18 protein-coding genes are annotated in these 22,129 nt (G+C 34.3%); 12 read left to right on the forward strand and 6 right to left on the reverse strand.

From position 1 onward, the window contains the following. The first annotated feature begins 2 nt into the window (after window positions 1–2). From KI230_RS00905 to ggt, 3 genes are read left to right on the forward strand one after another with little or no spacing between them, the layout of a single operon-like run. Window positions 3–1,166 carry an ABC transporter permease gene (locus KI230_RS00905; protein ID WP_000240104.1) on the forward strand — a complete coding sequence of 388 codons (1,164 nt, stop codon included), beginning with the start codon at window positions 3–5 and terminating at the stop codon, window positions 1,164–1,166. A gap of 16 nt (window positions 1,167–1,182) precedes the next feature. Further along, window positions 1,183–2,958: an ABC transporter substrate-binding protein gene (locus tag KI230_RS00910; protein WP_045172812.1), complete on the forward strand. Its 1,776-nt coding sequence runs from the start codon at window positions 1,183–1,185 to the stop codon at window positions 2,956–2,958. Window positions 2,959–2,995: 37 nt separating this feature from the next. Continuing rightward, window positions 2,996–5,002 (forward strand): gamma-glutamyltransferase, encoded by a 2,007-nt coding sequence (gene ggt / locus KI230_RS00915; RefSeq protein ID WP_000236408.1) that lies wholly within the window; start codon window positions 2,996–2,998, stop codon window positions 5,000–5,002. Between the two features lie 297 nt (window positions 5,003–5,299). Here ggt and KI230_RS00920 read toward each other — a convergent pair whose 3' ends face one another. Then, window positions 5,300–6,073 (reverse strand): tandem-type lipoprotein, encoded by a 774-nt coding sequence (locus tag KI230_RS00920; protein WP_000643623.1) that lies wholly within the window; start codon window positions 6,071–6,073, stop codon window positions 5,300–5,302. A gap of 188 nt (window positions 6,074–6,261) precedes the next feature. Further along, complete coding sequence (locus KI230_RS00925; protein WP_214958301.1) at window positions 6,262–6,888, reverse strand: FMN-dependent NADH-azoreductase; 627 nt, start codon at window positions 6,886–6,888, stop codon at window positions 6,262–6,264. Between the two features lie 208 nt (window positions 6,889–7,096). On the opposite strand from KI230_RS00925, the gene KI230_RS00930 reads away from it, so the two are divergent. The 8 genes from KI230_RS00930 (at window position 7,097) to KI230_RS00965 (ending at window position 15,790) form a co-directional block, all read left to right on the forward strand. After that, window positions 7,097–7,675 (forward strand): M23 family metallopeptidase, encoded by a 579-nt coding sequence (locus KI230_RS00930; protein ID WP_000166919.1) that lies wholly within the window; start codon window positions 7,097–7,099, stop codon window positions 7,673–7,675. 383 nt (window positions 7,676–8,058) lie between these two features. Further along, the gene (locus KI230_RS00935) at window positions 8,059–9,156 is read left to right on the forward strand and encodes an ABC transporter ATP-binding protein (RefSeq protein ID WP_000818910.1); all 1,098 of its coding nucleotides are present in this window, start codon (window positions 8,059–8,061) and stop codon (window positions 9,154–9,156) included. A 12-nt stretch (window positions 9,157–9,168) separates the two neighbouring features. After that, the gene (locus tag KI230_RS00940; protein WP_000034973.1) at window positions 9,169–10,440 is read left to right on the forward strand and encodes a maltodextrin ABC transporter substrate-binding protein; all 1,272 of its coding nucleotides are present in this window, start codon (window positions 9,169–9,171) and stop codon (window positions 10,438–10,440) included. 2 nt (window positions 10,441–10,442) lie between these two features. Beyond that, window positions 10,443–11,711 (forward strand): sugar ABC transporter permease, encoded by a 1,269-nt coding sequence (locus KI230_RS00945; RefSeq protein WP_000166899.1) that lies wholly within the window; start codon window positions 10,443–10,445, stop codon window positions 11,709–11,711. Window position 11,712: 1 nt separating this feature from the next. After that, window positions 11,713–12,552 (forward strand): sugar ABC transporter permease, encoded by an 840-nt coding sequence (locus KI230_RS00950; RefSeq protein WP_017804596.1) that lies wholly within the window; start codon window positions 11,713–11,715, stop codon window positions 12,550–12,552. 73 nt (window positions 12,553–12,625) lie between these two features. After that, on the forward strand, window positions 12,626–13,702 hold the full coding sequence (locus KI230_RS00955; protein WP_000153466.1) for a Gfo/Idh/MocA family protein: 1,077 nt from the start codon (window positions 12,626–12,628) through the stop codon (window positions 13,700–13,702). A gap of 24 nt (window positions 13,703–13,726) precedes the next feature. Further along, complete coding sequence (locus KI230_RS00960; RefSeq protein ID WP_000163820.1) at window positions 13,727–14,767, forward strand: Gfo/Idh/MocA family protein; 1,041 nt, start codon at window positions 13,727–13,729, stop codon at window positions 14,765–14,767. 54 nt (window positions 14,768–14,821) lie between these two features. Further along, a complete protein-coding gene (locus KI230_RS00965) occupies window positions 14,822–15,790 on the forward strand; it encodes a sugar phosphate isomerase/epimerase family protein (protein WP_000690411.1) in 969 nt (322 codons plus the stop codon). A gap of 360 nt (window positions 15,791–16,150) precedes the next feature. Here the strand turns inward: KI230_RS00965 and KI230_RS00970 are convergent, their stop codons facing one another. Beyond that, entirely contained in the window at window positions 16,151–16,645 is a 495-nt protein-coding gene (locus tag KI230_RS00970) for an isoprenylcysteine carboxyl methyltransferase family protein (RefSeq protein WP_000603755.1), read from the reverse strand. Window positions 16,646–16,877: 232 nt separating this feature from the next. Here KI230_RS00970 and uhpT point away from each other — a divergent pair, with 232 nt between their 5' ends. Then, a complete protein-coding gene (uhpT, locus tag KI230_RS00975) occupies window positions 16,878–18,257 on the forward strand; it encodes a hexose-6-phosphate:phosphate antiporter UhpT (RefSeq protein WP_001008722.1) in 1,380 nt (459 codons plus the stop codon). Between the two features lie 358 nt (window positions 18,258–18,615). Here the strand turns inward: uhpT and hptR are convergent, their stop codons facing one another. Genes hptR through hptA form a run of 3 tightly spaced genes read right to left on the reverse strand, consistent with a single transcriptional unit; the run spans window position 18,616 to window position 21,888 of the window. After that, entirely contained in the window at window positions 18,616–19,374 is a 759-nt protein-coding gene (gene hptR / locus KI230_RS00980; protein WP_023914547.1) for a response regulator transcription factor HptR, read from the reverse strand. Beyond that, window positions 19,367–20,923: a hexose phosphate transport sensor histidine kinase HptS gene (gene hptS / locus KI230_RS00985; RefSeq protein WP_045178310.1), complete on the reverse strand. Its 1,557-nt coding sequence runs from the start codon at window positions 20,921–20,923 to the stop codon at window positions 19,367–19,369. Before hptS ends, hptR begins: the two co-directional genes overlap by 8 nt. Next, a complete protein-coding gene (gene hptA, locus KI230_RS00990; protein WP_000837105.1) occupies window positions 20,920–21,888 on the reverse strand; it encodes a hexose phosphate-binding lipoprotein HptA in 969 nt (322 codons plus the stop codon). The genes hptS and hptA overlap by 4 nt, the downstream gene beginning before the upstream one ends. Window positions 21,889–22,129 lie beyond the last annotated feature (241 nt).

The following is a 22,129-nucleotide window of genomic DNA, read 5'->3' on the forward strand; positions in this document are numbered from 1 at the left end:
ATATGGTAAAACTTACAACAAAGATAGCTTCCTTAAAACTATTCGCAAGTTATGCTATAGCAACTTATATTTTAGTTATATTAACGAGTGCATTAAATCTTTTTAAAGGTTATGTGGCCGATACGTTCTATATTGCTGAAACATTGCTAATCGTTTTAACCATCATTTTAATTATCATTTTAACAACGGAACAAACATGGAAGCATCATGACTTATGGCGACGTATCGTCGAAGTGTTGTTATTGTTGATGACATTAACAGGCAACGTATTTACATTATTAATGTTTGTAAGTATTAGACGTTACCAACGTACATCGCAAATACATAGTTATAACGGGTGGGAATCGTTTATACGAAAAACTACTAGACATCGTATTGCGATTATCGGGTTACTTATTTTAGTCTACATGCTGACATTATCAATTGTGTCACAATTTACATTTGATACGACATTGGCTACTAAAAATCAGTTCAATGCACTGTTACATGGACCGAGTCTAGCCTATCCGTTTGGTACTGATGATTTCGGTAGAGACTTATTTACACGCGTAGTTGTCGGAACGAAACTGACATTTTCAATTTCAATTATTTCAGTAGTTATTGCAGTTATTTTTGGTGTGTTACTAGGCACTATCGCAGGTTATTTTAATCATATTGATAATTTAATAATGCGAATTTTAGATGTAGTGTTTGCAATTCCATCATTATTGTTAGCGGTGGCAATTATTGCATCATTTGGAGCAAGTATTCCAAATTTAATTATTGCTTTAAGTATCGGTAATATACCATCATTTGCACGGACAATGCGTGCCAGTGTTTTAGAAATTAAACGCATGGAATATGTAGATGCAGCACGTATCACTGGTGAAAACACTTGGAATATCATATGGCGTTATATTTTACCGAATGCGATTGCGCCTATGATTGTACGTTTTTCATTAAATATAGGTGTGGTTGTATTAACAACAAGTAGTTTAAGTTTCCTAGGACTTGGTGTTGCACCTGATGTAGCTGAATGGGGCAACATTTTACGTACCGGTAGTAACTACTTGGAAACGCACAGTAATTTAGCTATTGTACCTGGTGTTTGTATTATGTTCGTCGTTTTAGCATTTAATTTTATAGGTGATGCAGTGCGTGATGCACTAGATCCAAGAATTCATTAAAAAGGTAGGGATAGATGTGAAGAAAATCATTAGTATCGCAATTATAGTTTTAGCGTTGGTATTAAGTGGTTGTGGTGTCCCTACGAAATCAGAAGTGGCTCAAAAGTCATCGAAAGTTGAAGTGAAAGGCGAGCGACCAACAATACATTTCCTAGGACAAGCAAGTTATGAAAATGATATGAATATCGTTAAAGATCAATTGGAAAATGCAGGATTTAACGTGAAGATGAATATCCAACCAGATTATGGTAGCTATCGTACACAACGTCAAGCCGGCAATTATGATATCCAAATTGATGACTGGATGACAGTGTTTGGTGACCCGAACTATGCTATGACGGCATTATTTAGTTCTACAGGATCAAATAGTTTATTGAAAGATAAACATGTAGACCAGTTGTTAAATAAAGCTTCTACTCAAAATGAAGCAGATGTTAAACAAACATATAAGCAAATTGAAGATGAAGTTGTATTTGATAAAGGGTATATGGCGCCTTTATATGGATCAAAAAAGAATTTAGTATATGACAATAAAGTGTTAGATAAAAATAGTGTTGGATTGCCAAATTCACGTGCATTAATATGGCAACAATTTGATTACAACAATAGTAGAGAACGAGATACGCGGCCACTTGTGATGACACAACAAGATGGTGAAATTCCTACATTGGATCCAATACGTTCAATTGCGCCGTCAGTATATTCAATTAATATGAATATGTACACAAGGTTATTATTATTAGATGAAAATGATCATTTAACAACGAAAGGTTCGTTAAGTCATGATTATGCTGTGAATAAGGACAATAAAGCATTTTATTTCTTGTTAAGAGATGATGATTATTTTGCGAAAGTGGTCAATGGACAAGCACGTAATACTGGAGAGCGTGTATCGGCTGAAGATGTTAAGTTTTCTTTAGATAGAGCACGTGATAAAAAGTCTGTGCCTAACAATAATACTTACAATATGCACAAACATATAAATGACATCAAGATATTAAAAGATGAGGACATCGATCAGTTGCGTAAAGAGAAAGACAAGGACGATAAATCAATCTATGATAAGTTGATTAAAGCTTATAACGTCAAATCGTTAACGACAGATGGTCAAAAAGTAAATAATAAAGACGGTATTTATCAAATTGTTAAAATTACGACAGATCAATCGATGCCTCGAGAGGTAAATTACTTAACACACTCTTCGGCAGGCATTTTATCTAAAAAATTTGTTAATCAAGTAAATCAAGAATATCCAAAAGGATATGGGGATAGCAGTACAATTCCTGCAAATTCAGATGGGAAAAATGCGCTGTATGCAAGTGGCGCATACATTATGACACAGAAAAATGCATATCAAGCAACGTTTCAACGTAATCCAGGATTCAACGAAACAGAAAAAGGTAGTTATGGACCAGCTAAAATTAAAAATATTACATTGAAGTTTAATGGTGACCCGAATAATGCATTGTCAGAACTTAGAAATCATTCAATTGATATGTTGGCAGATGTGAATCAAAAACATTTTGATTTAATTAAGTCGGATAAAAATTTAAGCATTATTCGCAAAAATGGACGCAAGTCAGTCTTTTTAATGCTAAATATTAAAAAAGGTATATTTATGACGCATCCAAACTTGAGACAAGCAGTAGTTAATGCGATAGATCAGGATCAATTTATTAAGTTTTATCGTGGCGATAAATTTAAAATTGCATCACCGATTACACCACTTGTCGATACTGGTAACGAGCAACGTCAAGATTTAGAAAAAGTAGAAAAAGCCATCAATCAATAATGTTTTAAATATTTAACAGAAAGTAGGAGGATATAGTATGGTCATTAACTTAAATGACAAACAGACAAAAACATCTAAAGAAGGGTTAATTTCCGTATCACATCCTCTTGCGGCTAAAATTGGTAAGGATGTATTAGATCAAGGTGGCAACGCCATGGATGCAGTGATTGCAATTCAACTGGCATTGAATGTGGTAGAACCATTTGCATCAGGTATTGGTGGTGGCGGGTATTTGCTATATTATGAGCAAAGTACTGGCAGTATAACTGCGTTTGATGCGCGTGAGACAGCCCCTGCACATGTAGATAAACAATTTTATCTAGATGATTCAGGCGAATATAAATCATTTTTTGATATGACTACACATGGTAAAACTGTCGCTGTGCCAGCAATTCCAAAGCTGTTTGATTATATTCACAAGCGTTATGCTAAGTTGTCATTGGAAGATTTAATTAATCCTGCAATTGAACTAGCTATTGAAGGTCATGCAGCCAATTGGGCTACTGAAAAATATTCGCGCCAGCAACACGCACGATTGACAAAGTATTATGAAACGGCACAAGTATTTACGCATGAAAATCAATATTGGCGTGAAGGTGATTGGATTGTACAACCCGAATTAGGTAAGACATTTCAAATATTAAGAGAACAAGGGTTTAATGCATTTTATAAAGGTGACATTGCGAAACAATTAGTCAATGTTGTCAAAGCATGTGGTGGGACAATCACTTTAGAGGATCTAGCCAAATATGACATTCAGATTAAAGCGCCAATCAGTGCAACATTTAAAGACTATGACATTTATTCAATGGGACCATCTAGTTCTGGCGGTATCACGGTAATTCAAATATTGAAGTTATTAGAACATGTCGATTTACCATCTATGGGTCCAAGATCTGTCGATTACTTGCATCATTTGATACAAGCGATGCATTTAGCATATAGTGATCGCGCGCAATACTTGGCGGATGATAATTTTCATGAGGTGCCTGTACAGTCATTAATTGATGACGATTATTTAAAAGCACGCAGTACGCTCATTGATAGCAATAAAGCAAATATTGATATAGAGCATGGTGTTGTGTCTGATTGCATTAGTCATACAGATGTTGAAGAAAATCATACCGAAACAACTCATTTTTGTGTGATTGATAAGGAAGGTAATATTGCTTCATTTACGACATCAATCGGTATGATTTACGGATCGGGTATTACGATTCCAGGGTACGGCGTGTTATTGAATACCACAATGGATGGTTTTGATGTAGTAGATGGTGGTATTAACGAAATTGCACCATATAAACGACCACTAAGTAACATGGCTCCAACGATTGTGATGCATCACGGGAAGCCGATATTAACAGTAGGTGCACCTGGTGCCATAAGTATCATTGCTAGTGTTGCGCAAACATTAATCAATGTATTAGTGTTTGGCATGGATATTCAGCAGGCTATAGATGAACCTAGAATTTATAGTAGCCATCCTAATCGCATTGAATGGGAGCCTCAATTTTCACAATCTACAATATTAGCATTGATTGCACGTGGACATGCAATGGAACATAAACCAGATGCCTATATTGGAGATGTACATGGGTTACAGGTTGACTTGAATACACGTGACGCGTCGGGAGGTGCTGATGATACGAGGGAAGGCACAGTGATAGGTGGCGATGTATTATCAATTAGAAAACAACCATTACCTAGTCCGAAAATATACGATAATGACACCCATCGAGTATATTTCAATGATATGCAGTTGCCATTATATGCTGAACAAGTGCGGTGGATGCATGACAAATATTGGGTTGATGAAAGTGTTATTAGAATCATTTTCCCTGAAGTTAGTGTGCATATTGAAGATTTAAGAAGTTATGAAATCGCCGGAAAAAATTATATAGATATTGCCTGGTTGGCACGGAAGAAAGGTTATCAAGTTACCTTAAAGGATGACAGTTTATACTTAACTGATGAAACATATCATTCAGTGAAAGCAAACACAAATGCATACTATAGATATGATCGAGATAGTATCACAAGATAATTTATGTATTTGATATATAGTTTGAAGTGGATTTTGATTTTTGTTGAACGAAAGGGTTCGATTTCAAACTTTAGAGTGATGCTTGAGTGTAGTAATGTTGAAGTTGTTATAAGAAACGCTAGTCGCCTTTGTAAAATATAAAACGCCCCACAAATTCGTTTTTGATGTACACCACAATAGTTAGTCTAAAATCTAACTTGATGTGATTCGGTACAATTAAATGAATGATGTGAGGCGTTTTTATAATGTGTGATTTTAATAAATGATTTGGTTATTTCTATAATTACATCATAAGTATTAATGTTCACTTAATTTATTATAAGTAAGGCTTTCTTTGTATATAATTTGGTCTTTTCCAGGACTTGAAAAATAAAAATAAAGTTTCTGATCTTGATGATTATTGCCTTTTAAATCACTCATTCCCTTTAATTCCACCTTTGTTGATGCATTTCTGGGAATATTATATCTACGTTTTAATTGTTTAACGTTTGGATTATCATTCGACAACTTACCAGATAAATTATAATAATCAGTGGTAGGATCATGTGTGACTTTCAAATCATTGCTATTTAAAATGCTTGTTAAATCACCACTTTGAATCAAAAATTGATTGTTTTCGATTTTTTGTTTCAGCGCGGGATCTTTTACGTCTTTTGTGAAAACGATTTTATTATTAACTACTTTTACTGGATAACTTTTGTATGTCGAGTCAGTAGCATTTTTTCTATCGTTTGTAGTTGTGTCATATTCACCAGTTATTTTATGTGTGTTCTTATCTACCTTTAACAACATACGGTCTTCTTTTAAAAGCTCATCTGATCCAACAACTGAATAAGAGGATTCTATATACCATGTGTCTTGATCATTATTTTCATAATGGGGATTATCGTGACCATCAATTTCATAAAGCGTTTCTAAGTTTTTAATAGGATACGTACTTAGTACTTTTTTAAGACCATCTTTCAAATGAATTTGTTCCCACTTCATTGCCAAAAACATACCGCCACTGACTACAATTGAAATAATAATAATTGCTGCTAAGTTTAACCAGAAAATTTTATGTGCTTTCATACATTCCCACCGTTTCTCAAAATACTTCATTAACACTATAATAATATATTTTGAAAAATATTTACATCAGTATTAAAGTGAATATCAAATTTTAAATTTATGAAAATAATAGATATTTATAAAAAGCGGAAAAGAGATACAATAAAAAACTGCATGACGTTGAGGAGTCACACAGTGTAATTAAAAATTTAAAATGTAGTTGCTAATTTTTCAGCATTATTAATACTAGTTGCTTTAATTTCTTCAGTCTTATGAGGTTCAGCATTGTGTCCTTCAATAATGATTGTTTCATATGATGGCACACCTAAGAATGTCATAATTGTTCTTAAATAACGGTCACCCATTTCAAAATCAGCAGCAGGTCCTTCAGTATAATATCCACCACGTGATTGAATGTGTAATACTTTTTTGTCAGTTAACAAACCTTGAGGTCCTTCAGCAGAATATTTAAAAGTTTTACCTGCAATTGAAATAGCATCAATATATGCTTTAACTACAGGTGGGAAAGAAAGGTTCCACATAGGCGTTACAAATACATATTTATCTGCACTTAAAAATTCTTCTAAAATGTCACTCAATCTTGAAACTTTCATTTGTTCATCATCAGTTAACGTTTCGCCATTACTCATTTTTCCCCAACCAGTTAATACATCTTTGTCAATAACTAGAATATAAGTTTCAAATAAATCAATATGTTTCACTTCATCATCAGGATGTTGTTGTTGATATGTTTCGATAAATGCTTTACCAGCCGCCATAGAATTTGATACCAGTTCATTAAAAGGGTGTGCTGTAATATATAATACTTTTGCCATTTGAAAATTCTCCTCTGTTTCTGTTATTTTCTTGAGTATAATTATTATATTAGATATAAAATTTGATATCAATAAAAATATTCAAATTACCATCATTTTCTTCATCTATATTTGGCAGTACTACTAAAGTATGAGTGCATTTAATTATGAAATAGTTGATTTAGAATATATACTTAATACCCAAAATATATGAAGGATGGATGCCACTATGACAAAGCGACCAAAACGTATTTTGGCAACAATTATCATTTTTCTTTCACTATTATTTACGATTATTTATATAGATGACATTCAAAAATGGTTTAACCAATATACCGATAAATTGACACAAAATCATAAAGGACAAGGACACTCAAAATGGGAAGACTTTTTTAGAGGGAGTCGGATTACTGAGACTTTTGGTAAATATCAACATTCACCATTTGATGGTAAGCATTATGGCATTGATTTTGCATTGCCAAAAGGTACACCAATTAAAGCGCCGACGAATGGTAAAGTAACACGTATCTTTAATAATGAATTGGGCGGCAAGGTATTACAGATTGCCGAAGACAATGGAGAATATCACCAGTGGTATCTACACTTAGACAAATATAATGTCAAAGTAGGTGATCGAGTCAAAGCAGGTGATATTATTGCATATTCAGGCAATACAGGTAAACAAACGACAGGCGCACATTTACATTTTCAAAGAATGAAGGGTGGCGTAGGTAATGCATATGCAGAAGATCCAAAACCGTTTATCGATCAGTTACCTGATGGGGAACGTAGCCTATATGATTTGTAGTTATAGAAGGGTGCCCGCAGTCTAAAAAATTAAGCAATCATTGTGTGAGTATGATACTTACATAATGGTTGCTTTTTTCAATGAAAATCGTAATGCTAAGTCATACTTGTTTGATTTAGATATTACTTAAAATGTAAGACAAGGTTGTTAGCATTGGCAGTGAAATATCGCACATAAAAAAACATTATTGTCACACTAGAAAATAGTTGTGCACTATATCAATTTTCTGTATAAAAGTTTAATTCTGACAGTAATGTAAACGTTTACAATTTATGATTGACATTAATAATGACTGAATATATGATTTATGTAAGTATTTGTGCAAACGTTTTCACAAAGTGTATTGCACAATCAAACTGTAAACAAAGTATGGGAGGCATAACATGGCAGAACTAAAGTTAGAGCATATTAAAAAGACGTATGATAACAACAATACTGTAGTGAAAGATTTTAATCTACATATTACTGACAAAGAATTCATTGTATTTGTTGGACCATCGGGATGTGGTAAATCAACAACATTACGAATGGTTGCTGGACTAGAGTCTATCACATCTGGAGATTTTTATATTGATGGGGAACGCATGAACGATGTTGAACCAAAGAATAGAGATATTGCGATGGTATTTCAAAACTATGCATTATATCCACATATGACTGTTTTTGAAAATATGGCATTTGGGCTAAAGCTACGTAAAGTAAATAAAAAAGAGATTGAACAAAAAGTCAATGAAGCAGCTGAAATATTAGGATTAACTGAGTATCTTGGTCGTAAACCAAAAGCGTTATCTGGTGGACAGCGTCAACGTGTTGCTTTGGGCAGAGCTATTGTTAGGGATGCGAAAGTCTTTTTAATGGATGAACCATTATCGAATCTTGATGCGAAGCTTCGAGTACAAATGCGCACAGAAATATTGAAATTACATAAGCGACTTAATACTACGACAATTTATGTTACACATGATCAAACTGAAGCATTGACGATGGCTAGTCGAATTGTTGTTTTGAAAGATGGCGACATTATGCAAGTCGGCACACCTAGAGAAATATATGATGCCCCTAATTGCATATTTGTGGCGCAATTTATCGGCTCACCAGCAATGAATATGTTGAATGCTACAGTTGAAATGGACGGATTGAAGGTAGGAGCACACCATTTTAAATTACATAATAAAAAATTTGAAAAGTTAAAAGCTGCTGGCTACTTAGACAAGGAAATTATTTTAGGTATTCGAGCTGAAGACATTCATGAAGAACCAATATTTATTCAAACTTCTCCAGAGACACAATTTGAATCTGAAGTAGTTGTATCCGAACTGTTAGGTTCAGAAATCATGGTACATAGTACATTCCAAGGAATGGAATTGATTTCTAAATTAGATTCAAGAACCCAAGTGATGACGAACGACAAGATTACACTAGCATTTGATATGAATAAGTGTCACTTTTTTGATGAAAAAACAGGAAATCGTATCGTCTAAGGGGGAGTATTCATGTCTAAAATTTTAAAATGTGTCACGTTAGCCGTGGTAATGTTATTAATCGTAACTGCATGTGGCCCTAATCGTTCGAAAGAAGATATTGATAAAGCATTGAATAAAGATAATTCTAAAGACAAGCCTAACCAACTTACGATGTGGGTGGATGGCGACAAGCAAATGGCGTTTTATAAAAAAATTACGGATCAATATACTAAAAAAACTGGCATCAAAGTAAAGCTTGTAAATATTGGTCAAAATGATCAACTAGAAAATATTTCGCTAGACGCTCCTGCAGGAAAAGGTCCAGATATCTTTTTCTTAGCACATGATAATACTGGAAGTGCCTATCTACAAGGCTTAGCTGCTGAAATCAAATTATCAAAAGATGAGTTGAAAGGTTTCAATAAGCAAGCACTTAAAGCGATGAATTATGACAATAAGCAACTAGCATTGCCAGCTATCGTAGAAACAACCGCACTTTTCTATAATAAAAAATTAGTGAAAAATGCACCGCAAACGTTAGAAGAAGTTGAAGCTAATGCTGCCAAGCTAACTGATAGTAAAAAGAAACAATACGGTATGTTATTTGATGCTAAAAATTTCTATTTTAATTATCCGTTTTTATTCGGCAATGATGATTATATTTTCAAGAAAAATGGCAGTGAATATGATATTCATCAGCTAGGACTAAATTCAAAACATGTCGTCAAAAATGCTGAACGATTACAAAAATGGTACGACAAAGGGTATCTTCCTAAGGCAGCAACACATGATGTCATGATTGGTCTTTTTAAAGAAGGAAAAGTAGGACAATTTGTCACTGGACCGTGGAACATTAATGAATATCAAGAAACGTTTGGTAAAGATTTAGGAGTAACAACATTACCTACAGATGGTGGCAAACCTATGAAACCATTTCTCGGTGTACGTGGTTGGTATTTATCTGAATATAGTAAACATAAGTATTGGGCTAAAGATTTAATGCTGTATATCACTAGTAAAGATACATTACAAAAATATACAGATGAAATGAGCGAAATTACTGGACGTGTTGACGTGAAATCATCTAATCCAAATTTAAAAGTGTTTGAAAAGCAAGCACGTCATGCTGAACCGATGCCTAATATTCCTGAAATGCGACAAGTTTGGGAACCGATGGGCAATGCAAGCATATTTATCTCAAATGGTAAGAATCCTAAACAAGCGTTAGATGAGGCGACGAATGATATAACGCAAAATATTAAGATTCTTCATCCATCACAAAATGATAAGAAAGGAGATTAGTTATGACGAAACGTAACCCTAAATTAGCGGCATTATTATCTGTTATACCTGGTTTGGGACAGTTTTATAATAAAAGACCCATTAAAGGTACGATATTTTTTATCTTTTTCATCAGTTTTATTTCTGTATTTTATAGCTTTTTAAATATTGGTTTTTGGGGATTGTTCACATTAGGGACAGTACCTAAGTTAGACGATTCTCGTGTCTTACTTGCACAAGGTATTATTTCTATCTTACTCGTTGTTTTTGCAATCATGCTATATATCATTAATATTTTAGATGCATATCGTAATGCTGAACGATTTAATCGCAATGAAGAAATAAAGGATCCGAAGGCACGTATGGTTGCAACATGGGACAAGACGTTCCCATACTTATTAATCTCACCAGGTACATTCTTATTGATATTTGTAGTTGTATTTCCATTAATATTTATGTTTGGAGTAGCATTTACAAATTACAATTTATACAACGCGCCTCCGAGACACACATTAGAATGGGTTGGTTTAGATAACTTTAAAACGTTATTCACAATTGGCGTTTGGCGTAAAACATTTTTCAGTGTTATTACTTGGACATTAGTATGGACGCTTGTTGCAACGACACTTCAAATTGCATTAGGGCTGTTTTTGGCAATTATTGTAAATCACCCTGTCGTCAAAGGTAAGAAATTTATCCGTACTGTGTTAATCCTACCTTGGGCTGTACCATCATTTGTGACAATTTTAATATTTGTAGCGTTATTTAATGATGAATTTGGTGCGATAAATAATGATATTTTGCAACCTTTATTAGGTGTAGCACCAGCATGGTTAAGTGATCCGTTTTGGGCAAAAGTGGCATTAATCGGCATTCAAGTATGGCTTGGATTCCCATTTGTCTTTGCACTGTTCACTGGAGTACTGCAAAGTATTTCATCAGATTGGTACGAAGCAGCAGATATGGATGGTGCGTCTAGTTGGCAAAAGTTTAGAAACATCACATTCCCGCATGTCATTTACGCCACAGCGCCATTGTTAATTATGCAATATGCAGGTAATTTCAATAATTTTAATCTTATTTATCTATTTAATAAAGGCGGTCCACCAGTGTCAGGGCAGAATGCTGGTAGTACAGATATCTTGATATCTTGGGTGTATAATCTGACATTTGAGTTTAACAACTTCAACATGGGTGCAGTTGTGTCATTAATTATTGGATTTATTGTTGCTATTGTCGCATTTATTCAATTCAGACGTACAAGTACGTTTAAAGATGAGGGAGGTTTATAAGATGACAAAGAAGAAAAACATATTAAAAGCAATCGGTATTTACGGTTTTATAGCGATGATGTTTGTCATCATTTTATATCCACTACTGTGGACATTTGGCATTTCCCTTAATCCAGGTACGAACTTGTATGGTGCCAAAATGATACCAGACAATGCAACATTTAAAAATTATGCATTCTTACTATTCGATGACAGTAGTCAATACCTGACTTGGTATAAAAATACGCTTATCGTAGCATCTGCAAATGCACTGTTTAGTGTGATATTTGTCACGTTAACAGCATATGCTTTTTCTAGATATCGCTTTGTTGGTCGTAAATACGGGCTGATTACATTTTTGATTTTACAAATGTTCCCTGTATTAATGGCAATGGTCGCAATCTATATTTTGCTAAATACAATTGGATTATTAGATTCTTTATTTGGACTAACACTGGTATATATTGGTGGATCAATACCGATGAATGCCTTTTTAGTGAAAGGTTACTTCGATACGATTCCAAAAGAACTTGATGAATCTGCCAAAATTGATGGTGCAGGGCATATGCGTATTTTCTTACAAATTATGCTTCCATTAGCTAAGCCGATTTTAGCAGTTGTTGCTTTGTTCAATTTTATGGGGCCATTTATGGACTTTATATTACCTAAAATACTATTAAGAAGTCCTGAAAAATTCACATTAGCAGTTGGATTGTTCAACTTTATTAATGATAAGTATGCAAATAATTTCACAGTGTTTGCAGCAGGGGCAATTATGATTGCAGTACCTATAGCAATCGTATTCTTGTTCTTGCAACGCTATTTAGTATCAGGTTTAACAACAGGTGCGACAAAAGGTTAGTTTGAAATTAGGAGTGGGGCAGAATTGATAAAGAACCACTAATGACGATAAAGATTAAAAGGAGGACGTTATGATGACGATTAAAGTTGGAATCATTGGGTGTGGTGGTATTGCGAATGGCAAGCACATGCCAAGTTTACAAAAAGTTGAAAATGTTGAAATGATCGCATTTTGTGACGTAGACATTTCGAAAGCAGCGAGTGCGGCAGAAGCATACGGAACTGACAATGCAAAGGTTTATGATGATTACAAAGCATTGTTAAAAGATGACACGATTGATGTTATCCATGTTTGTACGCCAAATGACTCGCATTGTGAAATTACTGTAGCAGGGTTGCATGCCGGTAAACATGTGATGTGTGAAAAACCAATGGCTAAAACGACAGCAGAAGCTCAAAAAATGATAGATACAGCTAAATCAACAGGTAAAAAATTAACAATAGGTTATCAAAATCGTTTCCGAGCAGATAGTCAATTTTTACATCAAGCAGCGCAACGTGGCGACTTAGGAGACATTTACTTCGGAAAGGCACATGCCATTCGTCGTCGAGCAGTACCAACATGGGGTGTCTTTCTAGACGAAGAAGCTCAAGGTGGAGGACCATTAATCGATATCGGTACACACGCTTTAGATTTAACGTTATGGATGATGGATAATTATGAGCCAGAATCAGTGATGGGTTCAACATTCCATAAATTAAATAAACAGCATCATGCGGCAAACGCTTGGGGTTCATGGAATCCAGATGAATTTACAGTTGAAGATTCTGCGTTTGGATTTATTAAAATGAAGAATGGAGCGACGATCATTTTAGAATCCGCTTGGGCGATTAATTCTTTAGAAGTGGATGAGGCAAAATGTTCATTATCAGGAACTAAAGCAGGTGCTGATATGAAAGATGGTCTACGTATTCATGGTGAAGACATGGGTACACTTTATACCAAACACGTTGAATTGGAAAACAAAGGCGTCGACTTTTATGAAGGTAATGAAGTGGATGAAGCTGAAGAAGAAGCAAAAGCTTGGATTGATGCAGTTGTAAATGATACTGAACCAGTTGTGAAACCGGAACAAGCAATGGTAGTTACAAAAATTCTTGAAGCGATTTATCAGTCTGCAAAATCAGGCAAAGCAATTTACTTTGAATAACATCATACGGTAAGGAGGCACATCATGACAAAATTAAAAGTTGGTGTGATAGGTGTTGGTGGCATTGCACAAGACCGTCATATTCCAGCATTGCTGAAACTCAAAGACACAGTCTCATTAGTTGCAGTGCAAGATATTAATACAGTTCAGATGATTGATGTTGCGAAGCGCTTTAATATACCTCAGGCAGTTGAGACACCTAGCGAGCTGTTTAAACTTGTTGATGCGGTGGTCATTTGTACACCCAATAAATTCCATGCTGATCTTTCTATAGAAGCATTGAACCATGGTGTCCATGTCTTATGCGAAAAGCCAATGGCAATGACGACGGAAGAGTGTGATCGCATGATTGAAGCGGCTAATAAAAATCACAAATTATTAACTGTCGCTTATCATTATCGTCACACAGATGTCGCTATGACTGCTAAAAAAGCAATTGAAGCAGGTGTTGTTGGTAAACCATTAGTAGCACGTGTACAAGCGATGCGTAGGCGTAAAGTACCTGGGTGGGGCGTTTTTACCAATAAAGCGTTGCAAGGTGGCGGTAGTTTAATCGATTATGGTTGCCACTTGTTAGACTTATCTTTGTGGCTATTAGGTAAAGATATGGTGCCGCATGAAGTGCTAGGAAAAACATATAATCAATTGAGCAAACAACCGAATCAAATTAATGATTGGGGAACATTTGATCACACTAAATTTGATGTCGATGATCATGTTACTAGTTATATGACATTTGCCAATCGAGCAAGCATGCAGTTTGAATGTTCGTGGTCTGCAAATATAAAGGAAGATAAGGTACACGTTAGTTTATCAGGAGAAGATGGCGGTATCAATTTATTTCCATTTGAAATATATGAGCCCCGCTTTGGAACTATTTTTGAAAGCAAAGCTAATGTTGAGCATAACGAAGACATTGCTGGTGAGAGACAGGCGCGTAACTTTGTCAATGCGTGTTTAGGTATAGAAGAGATTGTGGTGAAACCGGAAGAAGCACGCAATGTAAATGCCCTTATAGAAGCGATTTATCGTAGTGATCTTGATAATAAGAGTATACAACTTTAACGATTATCATATATGATACAAAATTCTCAATATAAAAAGAAGGAGTGCTTTTCAATGAAAATAGGTGTATTTTCAGTATTATTTTACGATAAAAATTTTGAAGATATGTTAGATTATGTCGCAGAATCTGGATTGGATATGATTGAAGTTGGAACAGGTGGTAACCCAGGAGATAAATTTTGTAAGTTAGATGAGTTGTTAGAAAATGAAGACAAGCGCCAAGCATTTATGAAGTCAATCACAGACAGAGGCTTACAAATAAGTGGTTTCAGTTGTCATAACAATCCAATTTCTCCAGATCCGACAGAAGCGAAAGAAGCCGATGAAACGTTACGTAAAACAATCCGTTTAGCAAATCTATTAGACGTGCCAGTTGTTAATACATTTTCTGGCATTGCAGGATCAGATGATACCGCTAAAAAGCCTAATTGGCCTGTTACACCTTGGCCAACAGCCTACTCTGAAATTTATGATTATCAGTGGAATGAAAAGTTGATACCATATTGGCAAGATTTAGCTGAGTTTGCAAAAGAGCAAGATGTAAAAATTGCCATAGAGTTGCATGCAGGATTTTTAGTTCATACACCATATACGATGTTGAAGTTGCGTGAGGCTACAAATGAATATATCGGTGCTAACTTAGATCCTAGTCATTTATGGTGGCAAGGTATTGACCCAATTGCTGCGATTCGCATATTAGGCCAAGCAAATGCAATTCATCACTTCCATGCTAAAGATACGTATATTAATCAAGAAAATGTAAATATGTATGGTCTAACTGATATGCAACCATATGGTAACGTTGCGACAAGAGCATGGACATTCCGTACAGTTGGTTATGGACATAGTCCATATGTATGGGCAGATATCATAAGTCAACTTATTATTAATGGATATGATTATGTATTAAGTATTGAACATGAAGATCCTATTATGTCAGTAGAAGAAGGTTTCCAAAAAGCTTGTCAAACTTTGAAATCTGTTAATATTTACGACAAGCCAGCAGACATGTGGTGGGCATAATACGAACTCGAGGTTAGTCTGAAGTTTGTCTGAAGTAAGACTGGTGGCAGTGTTGAATAAATGCATATGTCGCCAAGCCATTGCCAAAAATTTCACACCTTAAATCATGTCATTGTTTGTAAAGAAGGTGTATTTTATATAAGTATTTAGCGATGATCATACCCATTCACAGTAACAATCCTCACCATTGAAAAGAGTATATAACCTTTACGATAGTGAGGTATATGATAATAAAAAAAGCCTGTTGTCACAATGGTCATAGACACGACATACTTTAAAGATTTCTGAATATAATATTTCAGAACGCACTTTAAAGATGGACGTCGATGTCGACTAATGTGATGACAGGCTTTCATCTTTTTAAATATTCATTAATTTCTCTTCTTGTTTAATACGTACATATAAGAAATACGCATACGGTACTAATAAAATAGTTGTATATGTTGCGTGTGTTAATAATAATACACCGATTAATTCAGGAATGATGTTTAAGAAGTAATTTGGGTGTTTTGTAATTTTATATAATCCAGATTTAATAATAGGATGGTTAGGTAAAATGAATAATTTTAATGTCCAAATACCACCTAAAGTTTTAATAACCATAAATAACATGATATAAGCAAAGATTAATATAACTAAGCCAATACCATTTGCAAAGCTAAATGTATCTTTATTAATAAATGCCTCTACACCAGCCAATACATAAATTAAAACGTGTGTTATTGCTAAAAACTTCGAATTTTTAACGCCATATTCAACTGCACCGTCTGCTTTTAATTGTTTTGAGTGATTAATAGATATCTTTAAGCTGACAAGTCTGATACAGAAAAAGATAAGTAATATAGATAGAATCATGATGTCCTCCGTCATTATGTCATATGTATAAGCGTTGATTTTGACAACATAAAGTATTTTATAGATAAAACTTGTCAAATACTATTAACTATTTATTAATTTTAGTACATAAATATGTTTCTAAGTATGTGTTTATGTTCAGTATTTTGGATAATTTAATAATTTTAAGGATATTAAGCGCTTACACCGACGTGATATATTTGGCTTAACGAAAATGATTGAGGTGACAGAGATGAACTTTTTTGATATCCATAAGATTCCGAACAAAGGCATTCCATTATCGGTACAACGTAAATTATGGCTTAGAAACTTTATGCAAGCTTTCTTTGTAGTGTTCTTTGTTTATATGGCTATGTATTTAATTCGAAACAATTTTAAGGCGGCACAACCGTTTTTAAAAGAGGAAATTGGATTATCTACATTAGAACTTGGTTATATCGGATTAGCATTTAGTATCACGTACGGTTTAGGGAAAACATTACTTGGATATTTTGTCGATGGACGTAACACAAAACGTATTATCTCGTTCTTACTTATCTTATCTGCGATTACAGTTTTAATTATGGGATTTGTTTTAAGTTACTTTGGTTCTGTAATGGGATTATTAATTGTACTTTGGGGACTTAACGGGGTGTTCCAATCAGTTGGTGGACCTGCAAGTTATTCAACGATTTCAAGATGGGCGCCAAGAACGAAACGTGGCCGATACTTAGGATTCTGGAATACATCACATAATATCGGTGGTGCCATTGCAGGTGGTGTTGCACTTTGGGGTGCTAATGTATTCTTCCATGGAAATGTTATAGGGATGTTCATTTTCCCATCGGTGATTGCATTACTTATTGGTATCGCAACATTATTTATCGGAAAAGATGATCCAGAAGAATTAGGATGGAATCGTGCTGAAGAAATTTGGGAAGAGCCGGTTGATAAAGAAAATATTGATTCTCAAGGTATGACGAAATGGGAGATCTTTAAAAAATATATCCTGGGAAATCCTGTTATATGGATTCTATGTGTTTCAAACGTCTTTGTATACATTGTACGAATCGGTATTGATAACTGGGCACCGTTATATGTGTCAGAGCATTTACACTTTAGTAAAGGCGATGCAGTTAATACGATATTCTACTTTGAAATTGGTGCATTAGTTGCAAGTTTATTATGGGGCTACGTATCAGACTTATTAAAAGGTCGTCGTGCAATTGTAGCTATTGGCTGTATGTTTATGATTACATTTGTTGTCTTATTCTACACAAATGCTACAAGTGTCATGATGGTTAACATTTCATTGTTTGCATTAGGTGCGTTAATCTTTGGTCCGCAATTATTAATTGGTGTATCATTGACTGGTTTTGTTCCTAAAAATGCCATCAGTGTAGCAAACGGAATGACAGGTTCATTCGCGTATCTATTCGGTGACTCAATGGCAAAAGTTGGTTTGGCGGCTATTGCTGATCCAACACGTAACGGTTTAAACATCTTTGGATATACATTAAGTGGATGGACAGATGTTTTCATCGTCTTCTATGTTGCATTATTCCTAGGCATGATTCTATTAGGAATCGTTGCTTTCTATGAAGAAAAGAAAATTAGAAGTTTAAAAATTTAATATCAATCGGATTAAAAGTATCGCCAATCTATTGCAATATAGTTGGCAATCCTGCCCCGACGGCATGTGCGTGAAGAGATGAAAGATACTGCTTCTACCCTTGCAAATATATCATCTCTATGTCTCGGGGCAGATCATAATTCCCTGTTATGAAGTATCCTTATTTGCCCGACTTAGGGTGACTCAATGAATTTACTCCTTACAATAAAGACATATAGCGGTGTCAATATTGTAGGGAGTATTGTTTTATATTTAAACTCTCTAAAAAGCGGACTGAAAGAAAAGTGAAAACTTCTCTATCAGTCCGCTTTTTCATAGAACAAAATGGAGGCGCCATAATCATTAGTTATTTGTTAATCTATTTTGCTTGCTTACAATAATCACTTGGTGACATTTGTAAATATTTTTTAAAATGATAGCTAAACATTTTATACTCTGAAAAGCCTACTTTGTCTGCAATTTCATAGTGCTTATAATGTCGATCTAACAATTGCAGAGATTGTAAAATACGATAGCGATTTAAATAATCGACAATTGTAATACCAACATGATCTTTAAATGTTCGCATCGCATACGATTCACTAACATCGATATGTTGAATTAAATCTGAAACAGTCACTTTCGTTTGATAAGATTGCTTAATTTGATCAACAATCTGATTTACATAATAATCATCGTATTCTACTTTTAATAATGGTTGGAAGGCATCATGACAAGATGCTAAGCTACGGCCGTTCTGTGATTGTCGCTCTAATAAGGTACGGACAAGTCTTCCTAAAATAACTTCTAATTGTGCATGGTCTACTGGTTTTAATAAATAATCAAGAACATGATGTTGAATGCCGGCTTTCATATATTCAAAGTCATCGTAACTCGATAATATGATGACATTACAATCTAGATGCGCAATATCATTGAGTAAATCGACGCCATTTTTACGTGGCATACGAATATCAGTAATTACTAATTCTGGCTGATGTTGTTGAATTAGTGATAATGCTTCAACACCATCTTTAGCAGTGTATATTGTATTGAAATGATAGTCTCCCCAAGGAATGATTTGCTTTAATCCTTCTCGAATAATTCGTTCATCATCACAAATAACTACCTTAAACATCTACATTCCCCCTTGAAAGTGGTATTTTATAACAAATTAACGTACCTTGATTACGCTTTGAAAAAATATGGAGTCGTGCATTTGAACCATATTGAATCATTGCTTTATTGTGTAAATGATTTAATCCCAAATGCTTAGTATCAAATACATCATTATTAAGAGATTGGCGTACATATTGCAGGCGAGATGACGACATCCCAATACCATTGTCGCAAACTAAAACATGTAAATTCTGACGTGCCAATGTCAGGCGTATAGTAATGTCCAATGACTCAGTATCTCTACCATGTTTAATAGCATTTTCTATGAGTGGCTGAAGCATCATTTTACCAATTGTCTGGTGACGCGCTTCTTCAGAACTTTCGATATGGAGCTTAATCATGTCATCAAAACGGATGTTTTGTATCGCAACATACTGTTCAATGTAGTTCAACTCTTCGTTTAATTCCACTGTATGTGAGTTTGTACGTAATGAGTAACGTAACATTTGCGATAATTGTTGGACCACAGTTTGTGCTAATTTAGGAGATAACGTAATTAAATATTGTATTGTTTGCATCGTATTGAATAGGAAATGAGGTTGGAATTGGCGCTCTATTTCCTTTAACTGAATGTCACGCAAACGACGTTCTGTATGCTCGATAGAATGGATCAGTTGCTCATTTGATTCAAATAAATCGTAAATATAATTATTAATTTCTTCTAGTTCACTGTTGTTTTTTAAAGGCGTATATGTACCTAGATGACGATTTTTGGCATAGTAAATTTTTTGAATAATCGTTTCGATATCTTTTGTTTGTCGTTTAGCCATATTATCTGCGCTAATGAAACCAAATATTACTAGTAAAACAAGAACTACGGCCATAACAATTAACAACGTGATACCATCTTCAATGTTTTCATGTATATCTTTATAAATAATGAGACGATGGTCAGCATGGTTTAATTTTACAGATTCATTCATAAATCCGAATTGTTGTGGTCTATACTTTTCACCTATAGTAAAACGGTCATCGTTGGCGTATAAAATATTGTCATATTGATCAACGATAAGTGCGAATTGTCGGTTATCTTTCTTAATTTCACTTAAACGTGGGCTGTTAGCCATATAAATTTTAAGCATATATGTACTATTTTTGAATTTAAGCTGATGCGTTGAAAATAAATACATATTTTTAGTGTTTAAATGTTCATAATTATTGGTTATAAACTGATTTGGTCCAGATAATTCATAATAAAGTGTTGCGGGCTGTTGGTGTATTAATTTTAATAATTCACGTTTTGTAGCGGTCACATCATGATGATTTGTTAAATCGAGCTCTTGAAACGAATTATTATGCTGTGTAATAAATGTCTGAATCTGCTTTTCAGTGTGATGTAAAGATGACTGACTTTCATCAACATGTTGATGAATCGTACGATGCTCAATCCAAATATAGATGGCATAGAAGCTTACTAGTCCAATAATAATGACTAAAAATACTGGAAAAATAGTAGACGCAAATAACGATCGTCTCAACTGATGTCTATAAGGTTTGTATGCCGTCATTGAATCATCTCCAAAAATTTATGATGCGGAATGTCCGGTAATTTAGATTTCGGTATTAAAGGTATGTTCTTAAGATTTTCGATAGACTGATCGCTTTGTTCACTAACATCTTTTCGAATTGACTTGGCATCGAACTCTGCAACTAATCGTTGTTGTACTGAGCGGCTTGTTAAATATTGCACTAACTTTTTACGCTTAGGATGAGGGTGTGCATTTTTAACTAAAGCAATACCATCAACATTTAACATTGTTCCTTCAATTGGATAAACGATTGATACAGGATAACCTTTGTTTTTCCATGTGCGTGCATCTTGTTCGTAGCTTAGACCTGCGTAATATTTACCTTTTGCAACATCTTCAATGACTTTAGACGTCTTTGACAGTTGCATCGCATGGTTTTGGAATTGATGCACATCACTTACTCGATGATGCATGCTATAAATAGCGCGCATATGTTGATAGCCTGTCGTTGTTGTATTTGGATTTGAGTACGCAATTTTACCTTTAAGTATAGGTTGTAATAAATCTTGATAACCTCGAATCTTAATATCTCCTTGTAAATCTGAATTCACTACTATAACTGTTGGCATTAATAGAAAACTAGTAACATATTTATTGTTCGAGCGATAATCCTCTAATTGCTGTGTTACAGATGTATCTTGATAGGGAACAAAATCTTCTGGATGATCAATTGTTTCTGATAACACACCACCCATAAAGACGTCACCACGCTCCGAAAAATCTTCGTTATGCAAGTTTGAAAGCAGTACTTGAGTAGATCCATGTTTGATTTCAATTTTGACATGCTCTTGTTTTTCAAATTCATTTAAAATTGGACGAATCAAGTTTGATTGATACGGAGAATAAACTGTTAATACATTTTTATCTGATTCAGAGTGACGCGTATTAGCGCATGCTGATAAAAAAATGAGAAATAATAGCAAGATATAAATTTTTGATTTCATGATATCCCATCAATTCTATGTATATTTTAATACAATAATTTTAGCAATAAATGACGCATAAGTAATGTTAAATATTTAGAAATGTTTAAAGATGACTTGTTAAGACGTTGCAAATGTTGTGATAGCACATAATTTTTGTTTGTCAAGATGACTTACCGAGGTTGTAAAATCAAACTGTTATATTTTATTTGTAGCTGTTATATAAAAATTGGCAAGATATTGAACGGTTCAAAAGTGAATT

The organism is Staphylococcus sp. MZ3 (genome assembly GCF_018622755.1).
Taxonomy (GTDB): Bacteria; Bacillota; Bacilli; order Staphylococcales; family Staphylococcaceae; genus Staphylococcus; species Staphylococcus aureus.